General features: G+C 57.1%; 16 protein-coding genes and 2 pseudogenes. 9 read left to right on the plus strand and 9 right to left on the minus strand.

Annotated features, from left to right (window positions below; translation table 11 throughout):
• Nucleotides 1-246: 246 nt before the first annotated feature.
• On the plus strand, nt 247-921 hold the full coding sequence (locus tag M1D87_RS25880; RefSeq protein WP_003253420.1) for a heavy metal response regulator transcription factor: 675 nt from the start codon (nt 247-249) through the stop codon (nt 919-921).
• A 535-nt stretch (nt 922-1,456) separates the two neighbouring features.
• Here M1D87_RS25880 and M1D87_RS25885 read toward each other — a convergent pair.
• Entirely contained in the window at nt 1,457-1,693 is a 237-nt protein-coding gene (locus tag M1D87_RS25885) for a hypothetical protein (protein ID WP_074059229.1), read from the minus strand.
• Between the two features lie 275 nt (nt 1,694-1,968).
• Complete coding sequence (locus tag M1D87_RS25890; protein ID WP_003253418.1) at nt 1,969-2,508, minus strand: hypothetical protein; 540 nt, start codon at nt 2,506-2,508, stop codon at nt 1,969-1,971.
• Between the two features lie 99 nt (nt 2,509-2,607).
• Here M1D87_RS25890 and M1D87_RS25895 point away from each other — a divergent pair, with 99 nt between their 5' ends.
• The gene (locus tag M1D87_RS25895; RefSeq protein WP_009682000.1) at nt 2,608-3,141 is read left to right on the plus strand and encodes a hypothetical protein; all 534 of its coding nucleotides are present in this window, start codon (nt 2,608-2,610) and stop codon (nt 3,139-3,141) included.
• Here M1D87_RS25895 and M1D87_RS25900 read toward each other — a convergent pair.
• The 4 genes and pseudogenes from M1D87_RS25900 to M1D87_RS25915 form a co-directional block, all read right to left on the minus strand.
• The gene (locus M1D87_RS25900) at nt 3,134-4,030 is read right to left on the minus strand and encodes an alpha/beta fold hydrolase (RefSeq protein ID WP_014754857.1); all 897 of its coding nucleotides are present in this window, start codon (nt 4,028-4,030) and stop codon (nt 3,134-3,136) included. The genes M1D87_RS25895 and M1D87_RS25900 overlap by 8 nt on opposite strands.
• A complete protein-coding gene (locus tag M1D87_RS25905) occupies nt 4,027-4,401 on the minus strand; it encodes a hypothetical protein (protein ID WP_223255136.1) in 375 nt (124 codons plus the stop codon). Before M1D87_RS25905 ends, M1D87_RS25900 begins: the two co-directional genes overlap by 4 nt.
• Nucleotides 4,367-5,404 carry a hypothetical protein gene (locus tag M1D87_RS25910; protein ID WP_003253411.1) on the minus strand — a complete coding sequence of 346 codons (1,038 nt, stop codon included), beginning with the start codon at nt 5,402-5,404 and terminating at the stop codon, nt 4,367-4,369. Before M1D87_RS25910 ends, M1D87_RS25905 begins: the two co-directional genes overlap by 35 nt.
• Nucleotides 5,405-5,902: 498 nt before the next feature.
• Nucleotides 5,903-6,415: pseudogene (locus tag M1D87_RS25915) on the minus strand (JAB domain-containing protein); the annotation flags it as partial.
• A gap of 128 nt (nt 6,416-6,543) precedes the next feature.
• Between M1D87_RS25915 and coaBC the strand changes: the two are divergent.
• The 4 genes and pseudogenes from coaBC to argB all read left to right on the plus strand — a co-directional run bounded on the left by coaBC (nt 6,544) and on the right by argB (nt 10,664).
• On the plus strand, nt 6,544-7,755 hold the full coding sequence (gene coaBC / locus M1D87_RS25920) for a bifunctional phosphopantothenoylcysteine decarboxylase/phosphopantothenate--cysteine ligase CoaBC (RefSeq protein WP_123084299.1): 1,212 nt from the start codon (nt 6,544-6,546) through the stop codon (nt 7,753-7,755).
• 5 nt (nt 7,756-7,760) lie between these two features.
• Nucleotides 7,761-8,216 carry a dUTP diphosphatase gene (gene dut / locus M1D87_RS25925; protein ID WP_015272329.1) on the plus strand — a complete coding sequence of 152 codons (456 nt, stop codon included), beginning with the start codon at nt 7,761-7,763 and terminating at the stop codon, nt 8,214-8,216.
• A gap of 144 nt (nt 8,217-8,360) precedes the next feature.
• Nucleotides 8,361-9,728, plus strand: a pseudogene (locus M1D87_RS25930) (phosphomannomutase/phosphoglucomutase); the annotation flags it as partial.
• A 30-nt stretch (nt 9,729-9,758) separates the two neighbouring features.
• The gene (argB, locus tag M1D87_RS25935) at nt 9,759-10,664 is read left to right on the plus strand and encodes an acetylglutamate kinase (RefSeq protein ID WP_003258198.1); all 906 of its coding nucleotides are present in this window, start codon (nt 9,759-9,761) and stop codon (nt 10,662-10,664) included.
• A gap of 175 nt (nt 10,665-10,839) precedes the next feature.
• Here the strand turns inward: argB and pyrE are convergent, their stop codons facing one another.
• The gene (gene pyrE / locus M1D87_RS25940) at nt 10,840-11,481 is read right to left on the minus strand and encodes an orotate phosphoribosyltransferase (RefSeq protein WP_003253405.1); all 642 of its coding nucleotides are present in this window, start codon (nt 11,479-11,481) and stop codon (nt 10,840-10,842) included.
• A gap of 80 nt (nt 11,482-11,561) precedes the next feature.
• Here pyrE and M1D87_RS25945 point away from each other — a divergent pair, with 80 nt between their 5' ends.
• Entirely contained in the window at nt 11,562-12,341 is a 780-nt protein-coding gene (locus M1D87_RS25945; RefSeq protein WP_003253401.1) for an exodeoxyribonuclease III, read from the plus strand.
• Nucleotides 12,342-12,456: 115 nt separating this feature from the next.
• On the opposite strand, the gene M1D87_RS25950 is transcribed toward M1D87_RS25945, so the two are convergent.
• Nucleotides 12,457-12,825 (minus strand): DUF4870 domain-containing protein, encoded by a 369-nt coding sequence (locus M1D87_RS25950; protein ID WP_003258195.1) that lies wholly within the window; start codon nt 12,823-12,825, stop codon nt 12,457-12,459.
• A gap of 23 nt (nt 12,826-12,848) precedes the next feature.
• Nucleotides 12,849-13,571, minus strand: coding sequence for a ribonuclease PH (gene rph, locus M1D87_RS25955; RefSeq protein ID WP_039612336.1), 723 nt, complete (start codon nt 13,569-13,571; stop codon nt 12,849-12,851).
• Between the two features lie 228 nt (nt 13,572-13,799).
• Here rph and M1D87_RS25960 point away from each other — a divergent pair, with 228 nt between their 5' ends.
• On the plus strand, nt 13,800-14,663 hold the full coding sequence (locus M1D87_RS25960; RefSeq protein WP_015272331.1) for a YicC/YloC family endoribonuclease: 864 nt from the start codon (nt 13,800-13,802) through the stop codon (nt 14,661-14,663).
• 13 nt (nt 14,664-14,676) lie between these two features.
• Nucleotides 14,677-15,297 (plus strand): guanylate kinase, encoded by a 621-nt coding sequence (gene gmk, locus M1D87_RS25965; protein WP_039612338.1) that lies wholly within the window; start codon nt 14,677-14,679, stop codon nt 15,295-15,297.
• The last annotated feature ends 15 nt before the right edge of the window (nt 15,298-15,312 follow it).

Consider the following 15,312-nt stretch of genomic DNA (forward strand, 5'->3'; position numbering starts at 1 on the left):
ACGAAGCTAGCACAAAGAAGAAAATAACCCAGTATTTCATATGGTCAAATCATCCGCTGGAGAGAGGGCCCGCAACTGTCAAACCCAAGCCGCGACAAGATATACCTCCAGACTATCAACTGTATTACCTAGAAATTACAAATCCGTCATTTGAACCCCAACACGCTCATTTTGATTTACCATCCATTTCAATAATGCCGGCGCGCGTGCGCGGTTAATTGCTCAGTGATATCGAGACATAATCCCATGCGAATTCTGGTAATTGAGGATGAAGTAAAAACTGCGGAGTATGTGCGTCAAGGCCTTACAGAGTGTGGCTATGTCGTAGATTGCGTCCACACCGGATCAGATGGATTATTCTTGGCCAAGCAGCATGAGTACGAGCTGATTATCCTCGATATAAACCTACCAGAGATGGACGGTTGGCAGGTCCTTGAGTTGTTGCGCCGTAAAAACTGCCCGTCCCGCATCATGATGCTGACGGCGAGAAGCCGATTGGCGGATAAGGTCCGGGGGCTGGAGAACGGCGCAGATGACTATCTGATCAAACCATTTGAGTTCCCAGAGCTGCTAGCCCGGGTTCGCGCCTTGATGCGCAGGTCAGATCACCCCGCATCTGTGGAGGTCATTCGCGTGGCCGATCTGGAACTTGATCAAAGCCGGCACAGGGCATTCAGGGACGGTCAGCGTATTGATTTGACCACCAAAGAATTCGCGTTGCTGCACTACTTGATGCGTAACACCGGGGTGGTACTGAGCCGTACGCAGATTATCTCTCAGGTTTGGGATATGAATTTTGATTGCGACACGAACGTTGTAGAGGTGTCGATTCGAAGACTCAGAGCCAAGATAGATGACCCCTTCGAAACCAAGCTGATACACACACTTAGAGGCGTAGGGTATGTACTTGAAAAGCGTTAATTGCCAAACTATATAGTATCGAGATCGGCTAACTAATTCCGTCGCAAACGTGCCTACTGAACTGGATTTTACTATTTACGACCCGCGGCGCTGATTCCTTACCCCGCAAATGAGGTAGGCTGTGCATGAGGTATAGCATTGATTATCAGCAGGTCTCGGAGGATCAAGAGTTTGTCAGGCCTGATGACCGCTCAGCTGATATTGTCTTTAACAGTGAGCATGGCTTAGCTCTTATCCCATGTGTTGGCGATGTAGTCAACCTACCCTCTACGGCCGTCAAAGCGGGGGTTTGTGGCGTCGTCAGATCAAGAATTTTCAATTATCTCAGGGGGCCTGAAGAGTTTTACTGCCACGTCAATATTTTTGTTGAAGAGGCCGACATCAATTTCGGCAATCTAATATCCGAATATATGCGTAACCAGGCACGCTCACGATCACCCTCCTCATAGTGGTTTGAATAGTCAATACGGATTCCGTCCTTTTATTGAGTGCTCAGTAGAACCCACGTTGCAGAGCTCTACTGAGCCCAAAAACCTTATTTCCGCTGCTGTGCAAAAACCACTAACTGCCACTCAATCTTGCCCGCGCCAGGTGCATGCTGGTGATGGTTCTGTGGAGGAAGAACATGCCCTTTGGCAATACCGATCTCATCCCCGCAGGAGACGCATCGGTAAATGCCTGGATTTGGCGCTTCGGTACCAGGCGAATACTTTTTATCGTACTCCGAATGATCACTTTTGTGCAGAAAATTGCCGTGCTTATACTGAGCCATATCTATTCCCTTGAACTGTTGCTCTATATTTTTGTGCCACTTTACCGGGGCACAGAATAATTTTTATCACGTAATGACGAATAGATTCCAGCGAAGTTTTCCATAATCGCTCAGTACGCAGCCTACTTTCGTAGCATTTATTATTCTGATTGTGTCAGGCAGGAGATTTTTATGCCGGCGGAATTTTGGCGCCATGCTATGGCACCAGGATAGAGATCAAATCACGCCATCAAGTGACTCTTGCTATTCGAACCTGCCCCTACAAGAACAGGTAGTCACGGCACCCTGCTAGAGCGCGGGAGAGGCGGAGCACACAGAGCAGGCGTCATTGTTTTTTGAATAGCGCACTGAAAAATATAGAAGTACAAGAAGCCCGCAAAGAGAACAGTAGGCGCCATCAGAGCCAATTGAGGATCCATAAACCCTGAAATTACATACTGCTTAAGTGTAAGAGAAGCCAGGATAAAGGCCGAACAATACAAAGCACCTGTAAATTGATTCCCTAGAAAGCTTAGCACCCCACTAAAGGCATTATTGGCGCTCAATAACACTGCCTTCAATATGGTCCAACCGAAAAGCGGAAGGAAAATCTTCACCATAAAGGCAAATAAAGTTGTTGAGGCGAACAGTTTCAGTGGTATCTCTGCCCATGGCTTGATGGTACCGTCGTTTTCTACACCAAAGAATAGGATGGCATTCAGGATAATTGCTATAGAGCAGCATATGATGAGGCGTATCACCTCCCGTTTAAGCGGGGCCATCATTATAACTGAGTTAATGCTTTTCGCGATATATTGCTTTAGAGCCTGGGTCATTGACCTATTGCGTCCTATGCTAGCCGAGGTGATAATATTGTATTGATGCAGCAGTAATAGACTGACGCTTTATTTATTTCTCAGTCAAGGAGAATCCTGATGATTTACGAGTCTGATGATTGGAGGAAGTCACTTCTTCGTTCAGCTCGTTGGCTTGAGAAGGCTCGTGTAAAAGAGTGTTCTGAAGGGCGCATTTATGCGAAAGCAGAACGTGAAATTTTTGTCAGTTTTTATACGGTACGCAAGCTAATCGAGACCTACAAAATCTCTGAATCAACGAAGAAAATTAAGCTCCATCTACCGTACTACCCGATCACCAGTGGCAAGACAGTAGACTACTTCAATCGGCACAACATAATGGAAAACTACGAAACTACTAAAGTTTACAAAGAACTGCGGGATATGACTTTTGTCGCGAACCAGGTAATCCACTCGTACGTATTCGAATTCGCGACTAGTGAGGATGGACGGATTGACGGGGTGTTTGTGGCCTCAGACAAGGGACGACACCAGCGACTCTATTACTATTCTATGACGCTAATGCTCAGTATTTTTAGGTCCGTAGGCTTGGATGTCGTCTCAGAGCAGCATTTGGTAAGGGACCCTGAAACAGAGCAGTGGAAGATCAGGTGAGTAGCCACCAAGCCAAACCCGCTACGGCAGCTGTAATTAACCCAACGGTTGCATAGAAGGCAGGTCTGCCGATCCAAGGGTGACAAGCCAGCATGATTCCCAGATGGGTCTTCGGCTTTATGCTATCCCACTCAGACTCGACGATGGTCCCATCTAGAATATAAGGCTTCCAATATTTGACGATATGGTCCTTGTCGGGCTCAAAAAAATCGCTATGGCCGTAATCAAAGTAACGGTCAGCTACACGTGTATTTTTAAATCCGTTTCGACCAGTCCCGCCGTAGCCTATAGTCGAAAAGGTAGCTAGGACGGGGTAAAAATCTCGCGTCCCGACATCGTTGACGATGTTGCCTGCAGCCATGTGCCGAGCATGCTTCTCCCAGGCATAATTGCCTTTTATTATGGAGCCGCAGAGAACAATTCTCTCAATGTTGATGTCAGTGTATTTGGCGAGGATCCGACTAATGATATAGGTGCCGAAGCTGTGGGCAATGACCATAATGCGAGCAGTCGGTTCCATAAGCCGTGCGTCTCGGAAGTCATTTGCGATCTTATTGATTGGCGTAGATCGAAACGGACACGCAAGCTGCAGCGCGGTCACACAATGGTAGCCAAGACCTTTGACTCTGACATGAGCAACATCTCGGAAGGCTGCTTTTACCAGCTCGTGCCAGGAACCATCAGTTTGAATACCATGGACAAGCATGAGCGTGATGGCCTGAGCATCATCTTTGACATTAGAAATCTGCATATCGACTAACGAGTCAAACAGCTCCAGATGCTCGGCATCCAGAGTTGCCCTAATTGCCTGCAGCTGGGCCAGTCGTTTGGTCTCAATCGTATTTTCCCAAGTCGATCGAACAAGGGTAACAATATCAACAGGCTTCAATCGAGCACCAATCTATAGGTTGGTTCCACGTTGGCGGCAAGTACTTCAAATTCGGTATCCATCCCAGGATCACGAACAATCTCTGGGATATCGCCGTAAGATTGGAATGAGAGACCTTCGCCGCTGGGGCACCTAACAATAAGGAATCTCTTGATAATCCGGCCCGTTACCAAGATATTAATCAAGATTGCAAGGTGCGCGGAAGTACCGGCTTGCATAATATCGAACATGCGATTCGGGTTTAGCCGAATTCTAGGCAAAGCTTCGCCACCCTGGGATTCATAGCCCTGGATAAAACTAGCCAATCTTCGGAGGCCTTCAGCCTCGTCTGGATGGTTAAGTATTAAAGGCGATAACTTTTCCGCGAACATATTCGTATTCTCCGGCGGAGCACGCTACGGTCACCGCAAACTCGTTTCTCTCACCCGAAATCAAAAGCCTCAGTTCACGGGGAGGATCACTGTCTGGTAGTTTAACGTAAATATTGGCTCCCGTCACTTCGCCATCACGCTCCAAGAAGCGATCCAACGCAGACATCGAACCCTCATCCGATGAAAGGTTTTCATCAACCGATGCGGAGGTAATCTGCATTTGGGCCCCGAATTCATTTCGAGCCGTTGAATTGCTATATCTGATTTCTTGGGAGAGGTTATCGCGCTCGCGCAGAATCTTATTCTTAGCGGGGCTAAGCGAAACTTCAGCGAACCCATCGTCCGGTAGAAATTTCCTTACTTTGTTTTTCAACACCCACAAGAGCTCGGAATATTTCTTTGCCTGATTATCTTGAGAGGCAATACGAAACTCCAATAAACCAGTGTGGTCCAGGTGAACAATATTCACCGCACGTTTTTTTGTGGTCGCATAGCGTCGAATCAGTTCGCCAGTTGCTGGATCCGTCTCCACAGCGCTGAGACGATTGATGTCACGGCTTTCGACGACTTTGATCGTAAGCGAAACCGGTGTCTTCTGCGGGTCCGGACGGTACAGGCGGATGTCGACGATTGTGGCCTCGTCGGGCATCTCAAGATCCAGCGGGTGAGTAAACAGCCCCGAAAGGCCCTCAGCTGCTGCGATTGAAGCGATGCGCGTAGGAGACAGCAGGCCGATTGCCCGCTCTTCAGTGCACTGGAAAAGGAACGAGTGCTGCTTGCCAAACTCCTCCACCTGCTGCAGTAGATCACGGAGGTCTTTCAGGGCAAGTTTTTTATCCTTGAGGGCAGGCTCGATCCGCTTCTCATAGAGATCGTCCCAGTTTTGCGCAGAAACGGGGATGCCCTTCGTCCGGAGGAATTCCTTGACGACGGCTTGGCTAGTCGCATTTTTCAGAAGGCCAAAAAGGATCTTGGCTAGCTTTTGGTCGTCGTCACTCAGCACATCACTCTCCACAAATTGGCATTAAGCTTAAAGGCTCGTGCGAGCCTTGGCTGTGGAGGCATGAAGCCGGTGACATCCTGCCACGAGAGCGCCGACCTGCGCGCATCATGCCTTCCATTGCGCGCGCATTCTCGCCTTTTTATCCAGCGGTACACAATGAGTGGAGAAGGTCAAAATGCCATCAGCGATGTAGGATCCCTTGGCCACGTGGAGTAGGTTCCATCAGATTTTGCCGTAATGTTCAGCTTTTTCGGGAAGATGGGTAGGAATTCCCAGCTTTTCTGTGAACCGCAAGCAACAGCCTGAGCCCCAGTCATCCGGGACCTAGCATCACAATTGTTGGTGAAGCTGACTGCTGTGGTGGCCCGCCTGGGCCTAAAATCAAATTTGCTCTGCAACACTGAATATGGAACATCAAAATCTGAATAAGCATCAAGGAATGCTTCTATCTCGGGCACTTCAGCCGAGTGAAACACTAGAGTTGACACCATAACCGCGAAGGATCAAGGCCGCTGCGTTATGCAGCAATGCCCGCCGCACCACTTCCCGCGGGTAGACGCTGGCCCGATCTATCGTGCCTCGGAAGAGGATTTCAAACGCCAACGGCCTGTGCTTGGTATCGAGAAAGAGGCACCCGAACACCTCGCTGACTTCATGTCGCAGCATCGCTTTCAAATAGCGCCTCACCGTTGCCGGGCTGTCCATCGCGGATTCACGCTCAATCGAAGTTGCAAGGTGCCTGCGCCCGATCTCCAGCAGCGCCTGCAGCTGGCTGTACCTCACCGGGCCCAACCCAAGCTCGCCGACGAAGGCCTCTCGGTCGGCCTCCAGCAACTGGCGCAACCCCCCGAACTTCACGAGCAGACCTCGCGCCAGCTCCACGACATTGCGCCCTCGCACACCTGAACCGAGAAATACAGCCAGCAATTCCGCGTCCGTCAGGCTTCCGGCCCCACGCTGCAGCAACTTCTCCCTCGGCCGCTCTTCAGCCGGCCACTCCCTGATATTCATCCCGCTCCTCTGCCCTTGCTGCGGCCCATTTCGGCCCTGTGTTAATCTATTTCGCCTCGTACATGCGACGTTCCGCCGCAGGCATTTTCAAACGTCGTCGCCCGCTCTCACTGGAAAAAGGCAAGCCTATGCAGCGGCTGTATCGCAAGCGCATCGTTCTCGGCGTGGGTGGTGGCATTGCCGCCTACAAAAGCGCCGAACTGATTCGCCGACTCCTGGAGCACGGCGCGCAGGTGCGCGTCGTCATGACCCGTGGTGGTGCAGAGTTCATCACCCCGCTAACCCTGCAAGCGCTGTCGGGCCACCCGGTGCACATGGACCTGCTCGACCCTGCCGCCGAAGCGGCCATGGGCCACATCGAACTGGCCAAGTGGGCCGACCTGGTGCTGATCGCCCCGGCCACCGCCGACCTCATGGCGCGCATGGCCCAAGGCATGGCCGACGACCTGCTGACCACCTTGGTACTGGCTACCGATGCCACTGTCGCCGTGGCCCCGGCCATGAACCAGGCCATGTGGCGCGACCCGGCCACCCAGGCCAACCTCGAACTGCTCAAGAGCCGGGGCATCCAGGTGTTCGGCCCAGCGTCCGGCAGCCAGGCCTGTGGTGACGTTGGCCTGGGCCGCATGCTCGAAGCCACCGACCTGGCCTGGTGTGCCGCGGAAAGCTTCAAGCGCCAGGCACTTACCGGCAAGCACGTACTGATCACCGCCGGCCCGACCCAGGAAAACATCGACCCGGTGCGCTACATCACCAATCATAGCTCCGGCAAGATGGGCTTCGCCCTGGCCGAAGCGGCCGCCGAAGCCGGGGCTCGGGTCACCCTCGTCACTGGCCCGGTGCACCTGCCGACCCCCGACCGGGTCAGCCGTATCGACGTGGTCAGCGCGCGGGACATGCTCGCGGCCTGTGAAGCGGCCATGCCATGCGACCTGTTCATCGCCTCTGCGGCGGTTGCGGACTACCGCCCGGAAGTCGTTGCCACGCAAAAATTGAAGAAAGATCCTACGACCGGCGACGGCATGCTGCTGCAGATGGTGCGCAATCCCGATATCCTTGCCACCATCGCTGGCCGCGCCGACCGCCCGTTCAGCGTCGGTTTCGCCGCCGAGACCGAACACTTGCTCGATTACGCCACGCGCAAGCTCAAGGACAAGAACCTCGACCTGATCGTCGCCAATGATGTGGCCAACCCCAGCATCGGCTTCAACAGCGAGGAAAACGCCTTGACCGTGATCGACCGCCAGCAGCACCAGACCCTCTTCGCGCAGACCAGCAAGGGCAAGATTGCCCGGCAACTGGTCGCCTTCATCTCCGAACGGCTCAATCAGGTTCAATAAGTTACATGCACGCTCTTCAAGCCAAGATCCTCGACCCACGCCTGGGCACCGAATTCCCCCTGCCGCAGTATGCCACCCCCGGCTCCGCCGGCCTGGACCTGCGCGCCCTGCTCAAGGAAGACACCGTCCTCGAGCCAGGCCAGACCCTGCTGATCCCCACCGGCCTGTCGATCTACATCGGCGACCCGGGCCTGGCGGCGGTGATCTTGCCGCGCTCGGGCCTGGGCCATAAGCACGGCATCGTGCTTGGTAACCTGGTCGGGCTGATCGACTCGGACTACCAGGGCGAGTTGATGGTGTCGTGCTGGAACCGCGGCAACACACCGTTCACCATCGCCGTTGGCGAGCGCATTGCCCAGCTGGTGCTGGTACCGGTGGTACAGGCCCATTTCGACATCGTCGAAGCGTTCGATGAAAGCCAGCGCGGCGCTGGCGGCTTCGGCCATTCCGGCAGCCACTGAGCCGAGAAATGACCGTTCAGGCCAAGGATGGCGAACTCTCTGGCGAAACCACCGTCCAAGCGTTCAGTTTGCGCCTGCCCAGAAAGCCTTTGACTAATGGAGCTTCCAGAGATGAACGACATGGCCCACCTGGTCCCCGCCGCACTGCCAGACAGCATTTTCCGCGCGTATGACATTCGCGGCGTGGTCGGCAAAACCCTTCACGCCGAAACCGCCTATTGGATCGGCCGCGCCATCGGCGCGCAGAGCCTGGCCCAGGGCGAACCGCAGGTTTCGGTCGGCCGCGATGGCCGCCTTTCCGGCCCGATGCTGGTCGAACAGCTGATCAAGGGCCTGGTCGATGCCGGCTGCCAGGTCAGCGACGTCGGTCTGGTGCCCACCCCCGCCCTGTATTACGCAGCCAACGTGCTGGCCGGCAAGTCCGGCGTGATGCTGACCGGTAGCCACAACCCGTCTGACTACAACGGCTTCAAGATCGTCATCGCTGGCGATACCCTGGCCAACGAACAGATCCAGGCCCTGCTGACCCGATTGAAAACCAACGACCTGACCCTCGCCGAAGGCCGCGTGGAAAAGGTCGAAATCCTTGACCGCTACTTCCAGCAGATCGTCGAGGACGTGAAGCTGGCCAAGAAGCTCAAGGTGGTCGTGGACTGCGGCAACGGTGCCGCCGGCGTGGTCGCGCCGCAACTGATCGAAGCCCTGGGCTGCGAAGTGATCCCGCTGTTCTGCGAAGTCGACGGCAACTTCCCCAACCACCACCCGGACCCGGGCAAGCCGGAAAACCTCGAAGACCTGATCGCCAAGGTCAAGGAAACCGGTGCCGACATCGGCCTGGCCTTCGACGGTGACGGCGACCGCGTCGGCGTGGTGACCAACACCGGCAGCATCGTCTACCCCGATCGCCTGCTGATGCTGTTTGCCCAGGACGTACTGTCGCGCAACCCGGGTGCCGAGATCATTTTCGACGTGAAATGCACCCGTCGCCTGACCCCGCTGATCGAGCAGCACGGCGGCCGCGCACTGATGTGGAAGACCGGCCACTCGCTGATCAAGAAGAAGATGAAACAGACCGGCTCGCTGCTGGCCGGCGAGATGAGCGGTCACATCTTCATCAAGGAACGCTGGTACGGTTTCGACGACGGCATCTACAGCGCCGCGCGCCTGCTGGAGATCCTCAGCAAGGCCGGGAAGAGTGCCGAAAACCTGTTCGCCGCGTTCCCGAACGATATTTCCACGCCGGAAATCAATATTGATGTGACCGACGAGGGTAAATTCAGCATCATTGATGCACTGCAACGAGACGCCGACTGGGGCGAAGCCAACCTGACCACCATCGACGGTGTGCGGGTGGACTACGCCCACGGCTGGGGCCTGGTTCGCGCCTCCAACACCACCCCGGTGCTGGTGCTGCGCTTCGAGGCTGACAGCAACGCCGAATTGCAACGTATCAAGGATGTTTTCCGTACCCAGTTGCTGCGGGTTGAGCCTGAGCTGCAACTGCCGTTCTGACCGACTATCTGTTCCTTACAGGAGCCCTGCATGACCCTCGATCGCGATGCCGCTTCCCATGTAGCCGAGGTTTTGTCCGAAGCACTGCCTTACATCCGCCGCTTTGTCGGCAAGACCCTGGTGATCAAGTACGGCGGCAACGCGATGGAGAGCGAGGAGCTCAAGACCGGCTTCGCCCGTGACATCGTGCTGATGAAGGCTGTGGGCATCAACCCGGTGGTGGTCCACGGTGGTGGCCCGCAGATCGGCGACCTGCTCAAGCGCCTGTCGATCGAAAGCCACTTCATCGACGGCATGCGCGTCACCGACTCGGCGACCATGGACGTGGTGGAGATGGTGCTGGGTGGCCAGGTCAACAAGGACATCGTCAACCTGATCAACCGCCACGGCGGCAGCGCCATCGGCCTGACCGGCAAGGACGCGGAGCTGATCCGCGCCCGCAAGCTGACCGTCAGCCGCCAGACGCCCGAGATGACCACCCCGGAAATCATCGACATCGGCCACGTGGGCGAAGTGGTGAGTGTGAACACCGACCTGCTGAACATGCTGGTGAAGGGCGACTTCATCCCGGTGATCGCGCCGATCGGCGTGGGTGCCAACGGTGAGTCGTACAACATCAACGCCGACCTGGTGGCGGGCAAGGTAGCCGAGGCGCTGAAGGCCGAGAAGCTGATGCTGCTGACCAATATTGCCGGCCTGATGGACAAGCAGGGCGAGGTACTGACCGGCCTGACCACCGAGCAGGTCAATGAACTGATCGCCGACGGCACCATCTACGGCGGCATGCTGCCGAAGATCAAGTGCGCGCTGGATGCCGTGCAGGGCGGTGTGAATAGCTCCCACATCATCGACGGCCGCGTGCCGAACGCGGTGCTGCTGGAGATCTTCACCGACAGCGGCGTGGGTACCCTGATTACCAACCGCAAGCAGCGCTGATCGTTAACCTGTCCCGGCCTTTTCGCGGGTAAACCCGCTCCCACAGGTACAGCACCGCCTTTGAGGGCTGTGGAGATCCTGTGGGAGCGGGTTTACCCGCGAAGAGGCCGGAACAGGCGACACAAAAAAAGGCGACCTTCACAAGAAGGTCGCCTTTTTCATTTCCAGGCCCGGATCAGATACCGTACTGCGCCCGGTAAGCCTCGACCGCCGGCAGATGCTGCTTCAGCTGTGGATCATCGGCCAGGAACTCCAGCACCTGGGTCAGCGAAACGATGCTGACCACCGGAATACCGAAGTCGCGTTCCACTTCCTGGATCGCCGACAGCTCGCCATTGCCACGCTCTTCGCGGTTCAGCGCGATCAACACGCCAGCGGCCTTGGCCTGCTGGGCATTGATGATTTGCATGACCTCACGAATGGCGGTACCGGCGGTGATCACGTCGTCGATGATCAGCACGTCACCGGCCAGCGGTGCACCGACCAGGCTGCCACCTTCACCGTGGTCCTTGGCTTCCTTACGGTTGAAGCACCATGGCACATCGAGCTGATGCTGATCGGCAAGGGCCACGGCAGTTGTCGCTGCCAGCGGGATGCCCTTGTAGGCCGGGCCGAACAGCACATCGAACGGGATCTTGCTGTCGACGATGGCTGCGGCATAGCAACGGCCCAGTTCGGCCAGGGCGGAACCGGTGTTGAACAGGCCGGCATTGAAGAAATACGGGCTGGTACGCCCCGATTTCAGGGTGAATTCACCGAAACGCAGTACCCCGCGATCGATGGCAAAACGGATGAAGTCGCGCTGATACGGCTGCATGGATAGTCCCGGACACCACGGATTTAGCTAAATGGGTTGAGCTCGGGTATCATACACGCACGAGATTTTTGGGGCCATTTATGCGGATCATCAGTGTGAACGTAAATGGCATTCAGGCTGCGGCCGAGCGTGGTTTGCTCAGCTGGCTGCAAGCCCAGAATGCCGACGTCATCTGCCTTCAGGATACCCGCGCCTCGGCCTTTGAACTCGATGACCCAGCTTTCCAGCTCGATGGCTATTTCCTTTATGCCTGCGACGCGGAGGTGCCTGCCCAAGGTGGTGTGGCCCTGTATTCGCGCATGCAGCCCAAGGCAGTCATCACCGGCCTGGGCTTCGAGACAGCCGACCGCTACGGGCGTTACCTGCAAGCAGATTTCGACAAAGTCAGTATTGCCAGCCTGCTGCTGCCTTCGGGTATGAACGGCGACGAAGACTTGAACCAGAAGTTCAAGTTGATGGACGACTTCGCCAAGTACCTGGACAAACAGCGTCGCAAGCGTCGCGAATACATCTACTGCGGCTCGTTCTACGTGGCGCAGCAGAAGCTCGATATCAAGAACTGGCGTGACAGCCAGCAGTCGCCGGGTTTCCTGGCGCCGGAGCGTGCCTGGATGGATGCGATCACCGGCGAGATGGGTTACGTCGACGCCCTGCGCGAAGTCAGCCGTGAAGGCGACCAGTACAGCTGGTGGCCGGACAACGAGCAGGCCGAGATGCTCAACCTGGGCTACCGGTTCGACTACCAGATCCTCACCCCGGGGCTGCGCCGCTTCGTGCGCAATGCCCGCCTGCCGCGTCAGCCGCGCTTCTCCCAGCATGCGCCGCTGATTGTCGACTATGACTGGACGTTGACCATCTGAAGGTATGGGGCCGCTTTGCGGCCCTATCGCGACACAAGGCCGCTCCTACAGGGGAATGCATATCCCTTGTAGGAGCGGCCTTGTGTCGCGATAGGGCTGCAAAGCAGCCCCAGCATTATTTGATCGGCCGCCAGATCATCGGATAGCGATACGGCTTGCCCTCATTCGCCCGCACAGCCGCAATGATGATCAGGATCATCACCGCGACCATCAGCATGGCGAACAGCACCAGCCCGATGAACACGAACATCAGCAGGAAGCAGATGAACCCGGCAATGGTTACGCTGATCTGAAAATTCAGCGCCTCTTTGCCTTGGGCGTCGATGAAAGGGTCTTGCTCGCGCTTGAGGTGCCAAAGCACCAGCGGGCCCAGCAGGTGCCCGAGCGGCACCACCAGGCCCAGCAGCGCGGAGAGGTGGCAGAACATCGCCCACTGCCGGATTTCGGCATTGGGCGGGGTGATCGACAGGTTAGATTCGCTCATGCCCCGCACCTCCCTGGCTGGGTTCAGTCGGCCAGTGCCGCCTGCTGCAGTTCGAAGATCTCGCTCATGCCCTTCTGCGCCAGGGCGAGCATGGCGTTGAAGTCTTCAGGCTGGAACGGCGCACCTTCAGCAGTACCCTGCACTTCGATGAAACCACCGGCGCTGGTCATGACCACGTTCAGGTCGGTTTCGGCGGCGGAGTCTTCCAGGTAGTCCAGGTCGAGCACCGCTTCGCCCTGATACATGCCCACCGACACTGCGGCGATCATGTGCTTGAGCGGGTTGCCGGCTTTCAGACCACCGCGCTTCTTGATCACTGCCAGGGCATCGCACAGAGCGACCATGGCACCGGTGATGGACGCGGTACGGGTGCCACCATCGGCCTGGATCACGTCGCAGTCGATGTACAGGGTGATATCACCGAGCTTGCTCATGTCCAGCGCGGCGCGCAGCGAACGGCCGATCAGACGCTGGATTTCCAGGGTGCGGCCACCCTGCTTGCCACGGCTGGCTTCACGCTGGTTACGCTCGCCGGTGGAGCGCGGCAGCATGCCGTACTCGGCAGTCAGCCAGCCTTGGCCCTGGCCTTTGAGAAAGCGCGGCACACCGTTTTCCACGCTGACCGTGCAGATGACCTTGGTGTCACCGAACTCGACCAGTACCGACCCTTCGGCGTGCTTGGTGTAGTTGCGGGTAATGCGGATCGAGCGGAGCTGATCGGCGGCGCGACCACTTGGACGTTTCATCTGGGATACCTGTACTGGGACTTTGAATCTGCCGAGCATTATAGAGCCCATGGCCCGGGGAAGACATGCCTATTGTCGCGCCCGGCACAGCCCGTCGCCTTTTCCTACCGGCCAGGCCACCCGTCGGTAACATGGGTGGATTGGGCGCCGAGGCCCCACTGCGCTACAATCCTGCGCCTTGCAGCCGAGAGGCTCCCACCGTTCATTCATATACGCGAGGTACTCCCCATGGTGCACAGCATGACCGCTTTTGCTCGTGTCGAGCGCGCCGGCAGCCAAGGCACCCTGGTCTGGGAGCTGCGTTCGGTCAACCACCGTTACCTGGAGCCGCACCTGCGCCTGCCCGAGGCCCTGCGCGACCTCGAAGGCGCCGTGCGTGAAGGGCTGCGCCAAGGCCTGTCGCGGGGCAAGGTAGAATGCACCTTGCGCCTCAACGAAGACAGCAACGGCAAACCGCTGAAGGTGGACCGCGAGCGCGCCGCGCAGCTGGTTGCCGCCGCCGAGGAAGTGGCCGGCCTGATCAAGCAGCCGGCACCACTGAACCCGCTGGAGGTGCTGTCCTGGCCAGGCGTGTTGGTGGCCGACGCCAACGATCCGCAGGCACTGAATACCGAAGCCATGGCGTTGTTCGATGAGGCGCTGGCCGAGCTCAAGGCCGGGCGTCAGCGTGAAGGCCTGGAACTGGCCCGGCTGATCAACGAACGCCTGGACAACATGGCCAGCGAAGTCACCACCCTGCGCGCCCTGGTGCCGCAGATGCTGGCAGCACAGCGGCAGAAGATCCTCGACCGCTTCGGCGATATGCAGGCCGAACTCGACCCGCAACGTCTGGAGCAGGAGATGGTGCTACTGGCCCAGAAGAGCGACGTGGCCGAGGAGCTCGACCGCCTCAGCACCCACGTCACCGAAGTGCGCCGCGTGCTCAAGGGTGGCGGTGCTGCCGGGCGGCGCCTCGACTTCCTGATGCAGGAACTCAACCGCGAGGCCAACACCCTCGGCTCCAAAGCCTTCGACCCACGCAGCACGCAAGCGGCGGTCAACCTGAAGGTATTGATCGAACAGATGCGTGAACAAGTACAGAACATCGAGTAAGGCCACCCCGACCATGAAGCACAGCAGCGGCACTCTCTACATCGTTTCGGCCCCTTCGGGCGCCGGCAAGACCAGCCTGGTCACTGCCCTGACCCAGGACGACTCGCAAATCCGCGTCTCGGTCTCGCACACCACCCGCGCCATGCGCCCGGGTGAGCAGCACGGGGTGAACTACCACTTCGTCGTCCACGAGGAATTCAAGGCTCTGATCGAACAAGGCGACTTCCTGGAGCATGCCGAGGTGTTCGGCAACTTCTACGGCACTTCGCGCAGCGCCATGCAGCAGACCCTGAACCAGGGTTACGACCTGATCCTGGAAATCGACTGGCAAGGCGCCCAGCAGGTACGCAAGCTGATGCCGCAGGCTTTGTCGGTGTTCATCCTGCCACCAAGCCAGCAGGCGCTGCGCGAGCGCCTGGACGGCCGCGGGCAGGACAGCGAAGAAATCATCGCCGGGCGCATGAAGGAAGCGGTCAGCGAGATGGTGCACTACGACGAGTATGACTACGTGATCATCAACGATGACTTCGACGAGGCGCTGGAGGACTTGAAGGCAGTGTTCCGCTCGAACCGCCTGCTGCTGAAAAAGCAGCAACAGCGCAACAGCGGGCTTCTGAAAGAACTGCTCTCCTGAAAGACCGCATGGGGC

This window comes from Pseudomonas sp. SA233 (assembly GCF_054792385.1).

Bases quoted from the DNA above. Each gene is read 5' to 3' on its own strand.
- M1D87_RS25880 (WP_003253420.1), top strand. From the start codon at position 247: ATGCGAATTCTGGTAATTGAGGATGAAGTAAAAACTGCGGAGTATGTG.
- M1D87_RS25885 (WP_074059229.1), bottom strand. From the start codon at position 1,693: ATGGCTCAGTATAAGCACGGCAATTTTCTGCACAAAAGTGATCATTCG.
- M1D87_RS25890 (WP_003253418.1), bottom strand. From the start codon at position 2,508: ATGACCCAGGCTCTAAAGCAATATATCGCGAAAAGCATTAACTCAGTT.
- M1D87_RS25895 (WP_009682000.1), top strand. From the start codon at position 2,608: ATGATTTACGAGTCTGATGATTGGAGGAAGTCACTTCTTCGTTCAGCT.
- M1D87_RS25905 (WP_223255136.1), bottom strand. From the start codon at position 4,401: ATGTTCGCGGAAAAGTTATCGCCTTTAATACTTAACCATCCAGACGAG.
- coaBC (WP_123084299.1), top strand. From the start codon at position 6,544: ATGCAGCGGCTGTATCGCAAGCGCATCGTTCTCGGCGTGGGTGGTGGC.
- dut (WP_015272329.1), top strand. From the start codon at position 7,761: ATGCACGCTCTTCAAGCCAAGATCCTCGACCCACGCCTGGGCACCGAA.
- argB (WP_003258198.1), top strand. From the start codon at position 9,759: ATGACCCTCGATCGCGATGCCGCTTCCCATGTAGCCGAGGTTTTGTCC.
- pyrE (WP_003253405.1), bottom strand. From the start codon at position 11,481: ATGCAGCCGTATCAGCGCGACTTCATCCGTTTTGCCATCGATCGCGGG.
- M1D87_RS25945 (WP_003253401.1), top strand. From the start codon at position 11,562: ATGCGGATCATCAGTGTGAACGTAAATGGCATTCAGGCTGCGGCCGAG.
- M1D87_RS25950 (WP_003258195.1), bottom strand. From the start codon at position 12,825: ATGAGCGAATCTAACCTGTCGATCACCCCGCCCAATGCCGAAATCCGG.
- rph (WP_039612336.1), bottom strand. From the start codon at position 13,571: ATGAAACGTCCAAGTGGTCGCGCCGCCGATCAGCTCCGCTCGATCCGC.
- M1D87_RS25960 (WP_015272331.1), top strand. From the start codon at position 13,800: ATGGTGCACAGCATGACCGCTTTTGCTCGTGTCGAGCGCGCCGGCAGC.
- gmk (WP_039612338.1), top strand. From the start codon at position 14,677: ATGAAGCACAGCAGCGGCACTCTCTACATCGTTTCGGCCCCTTCGGGC.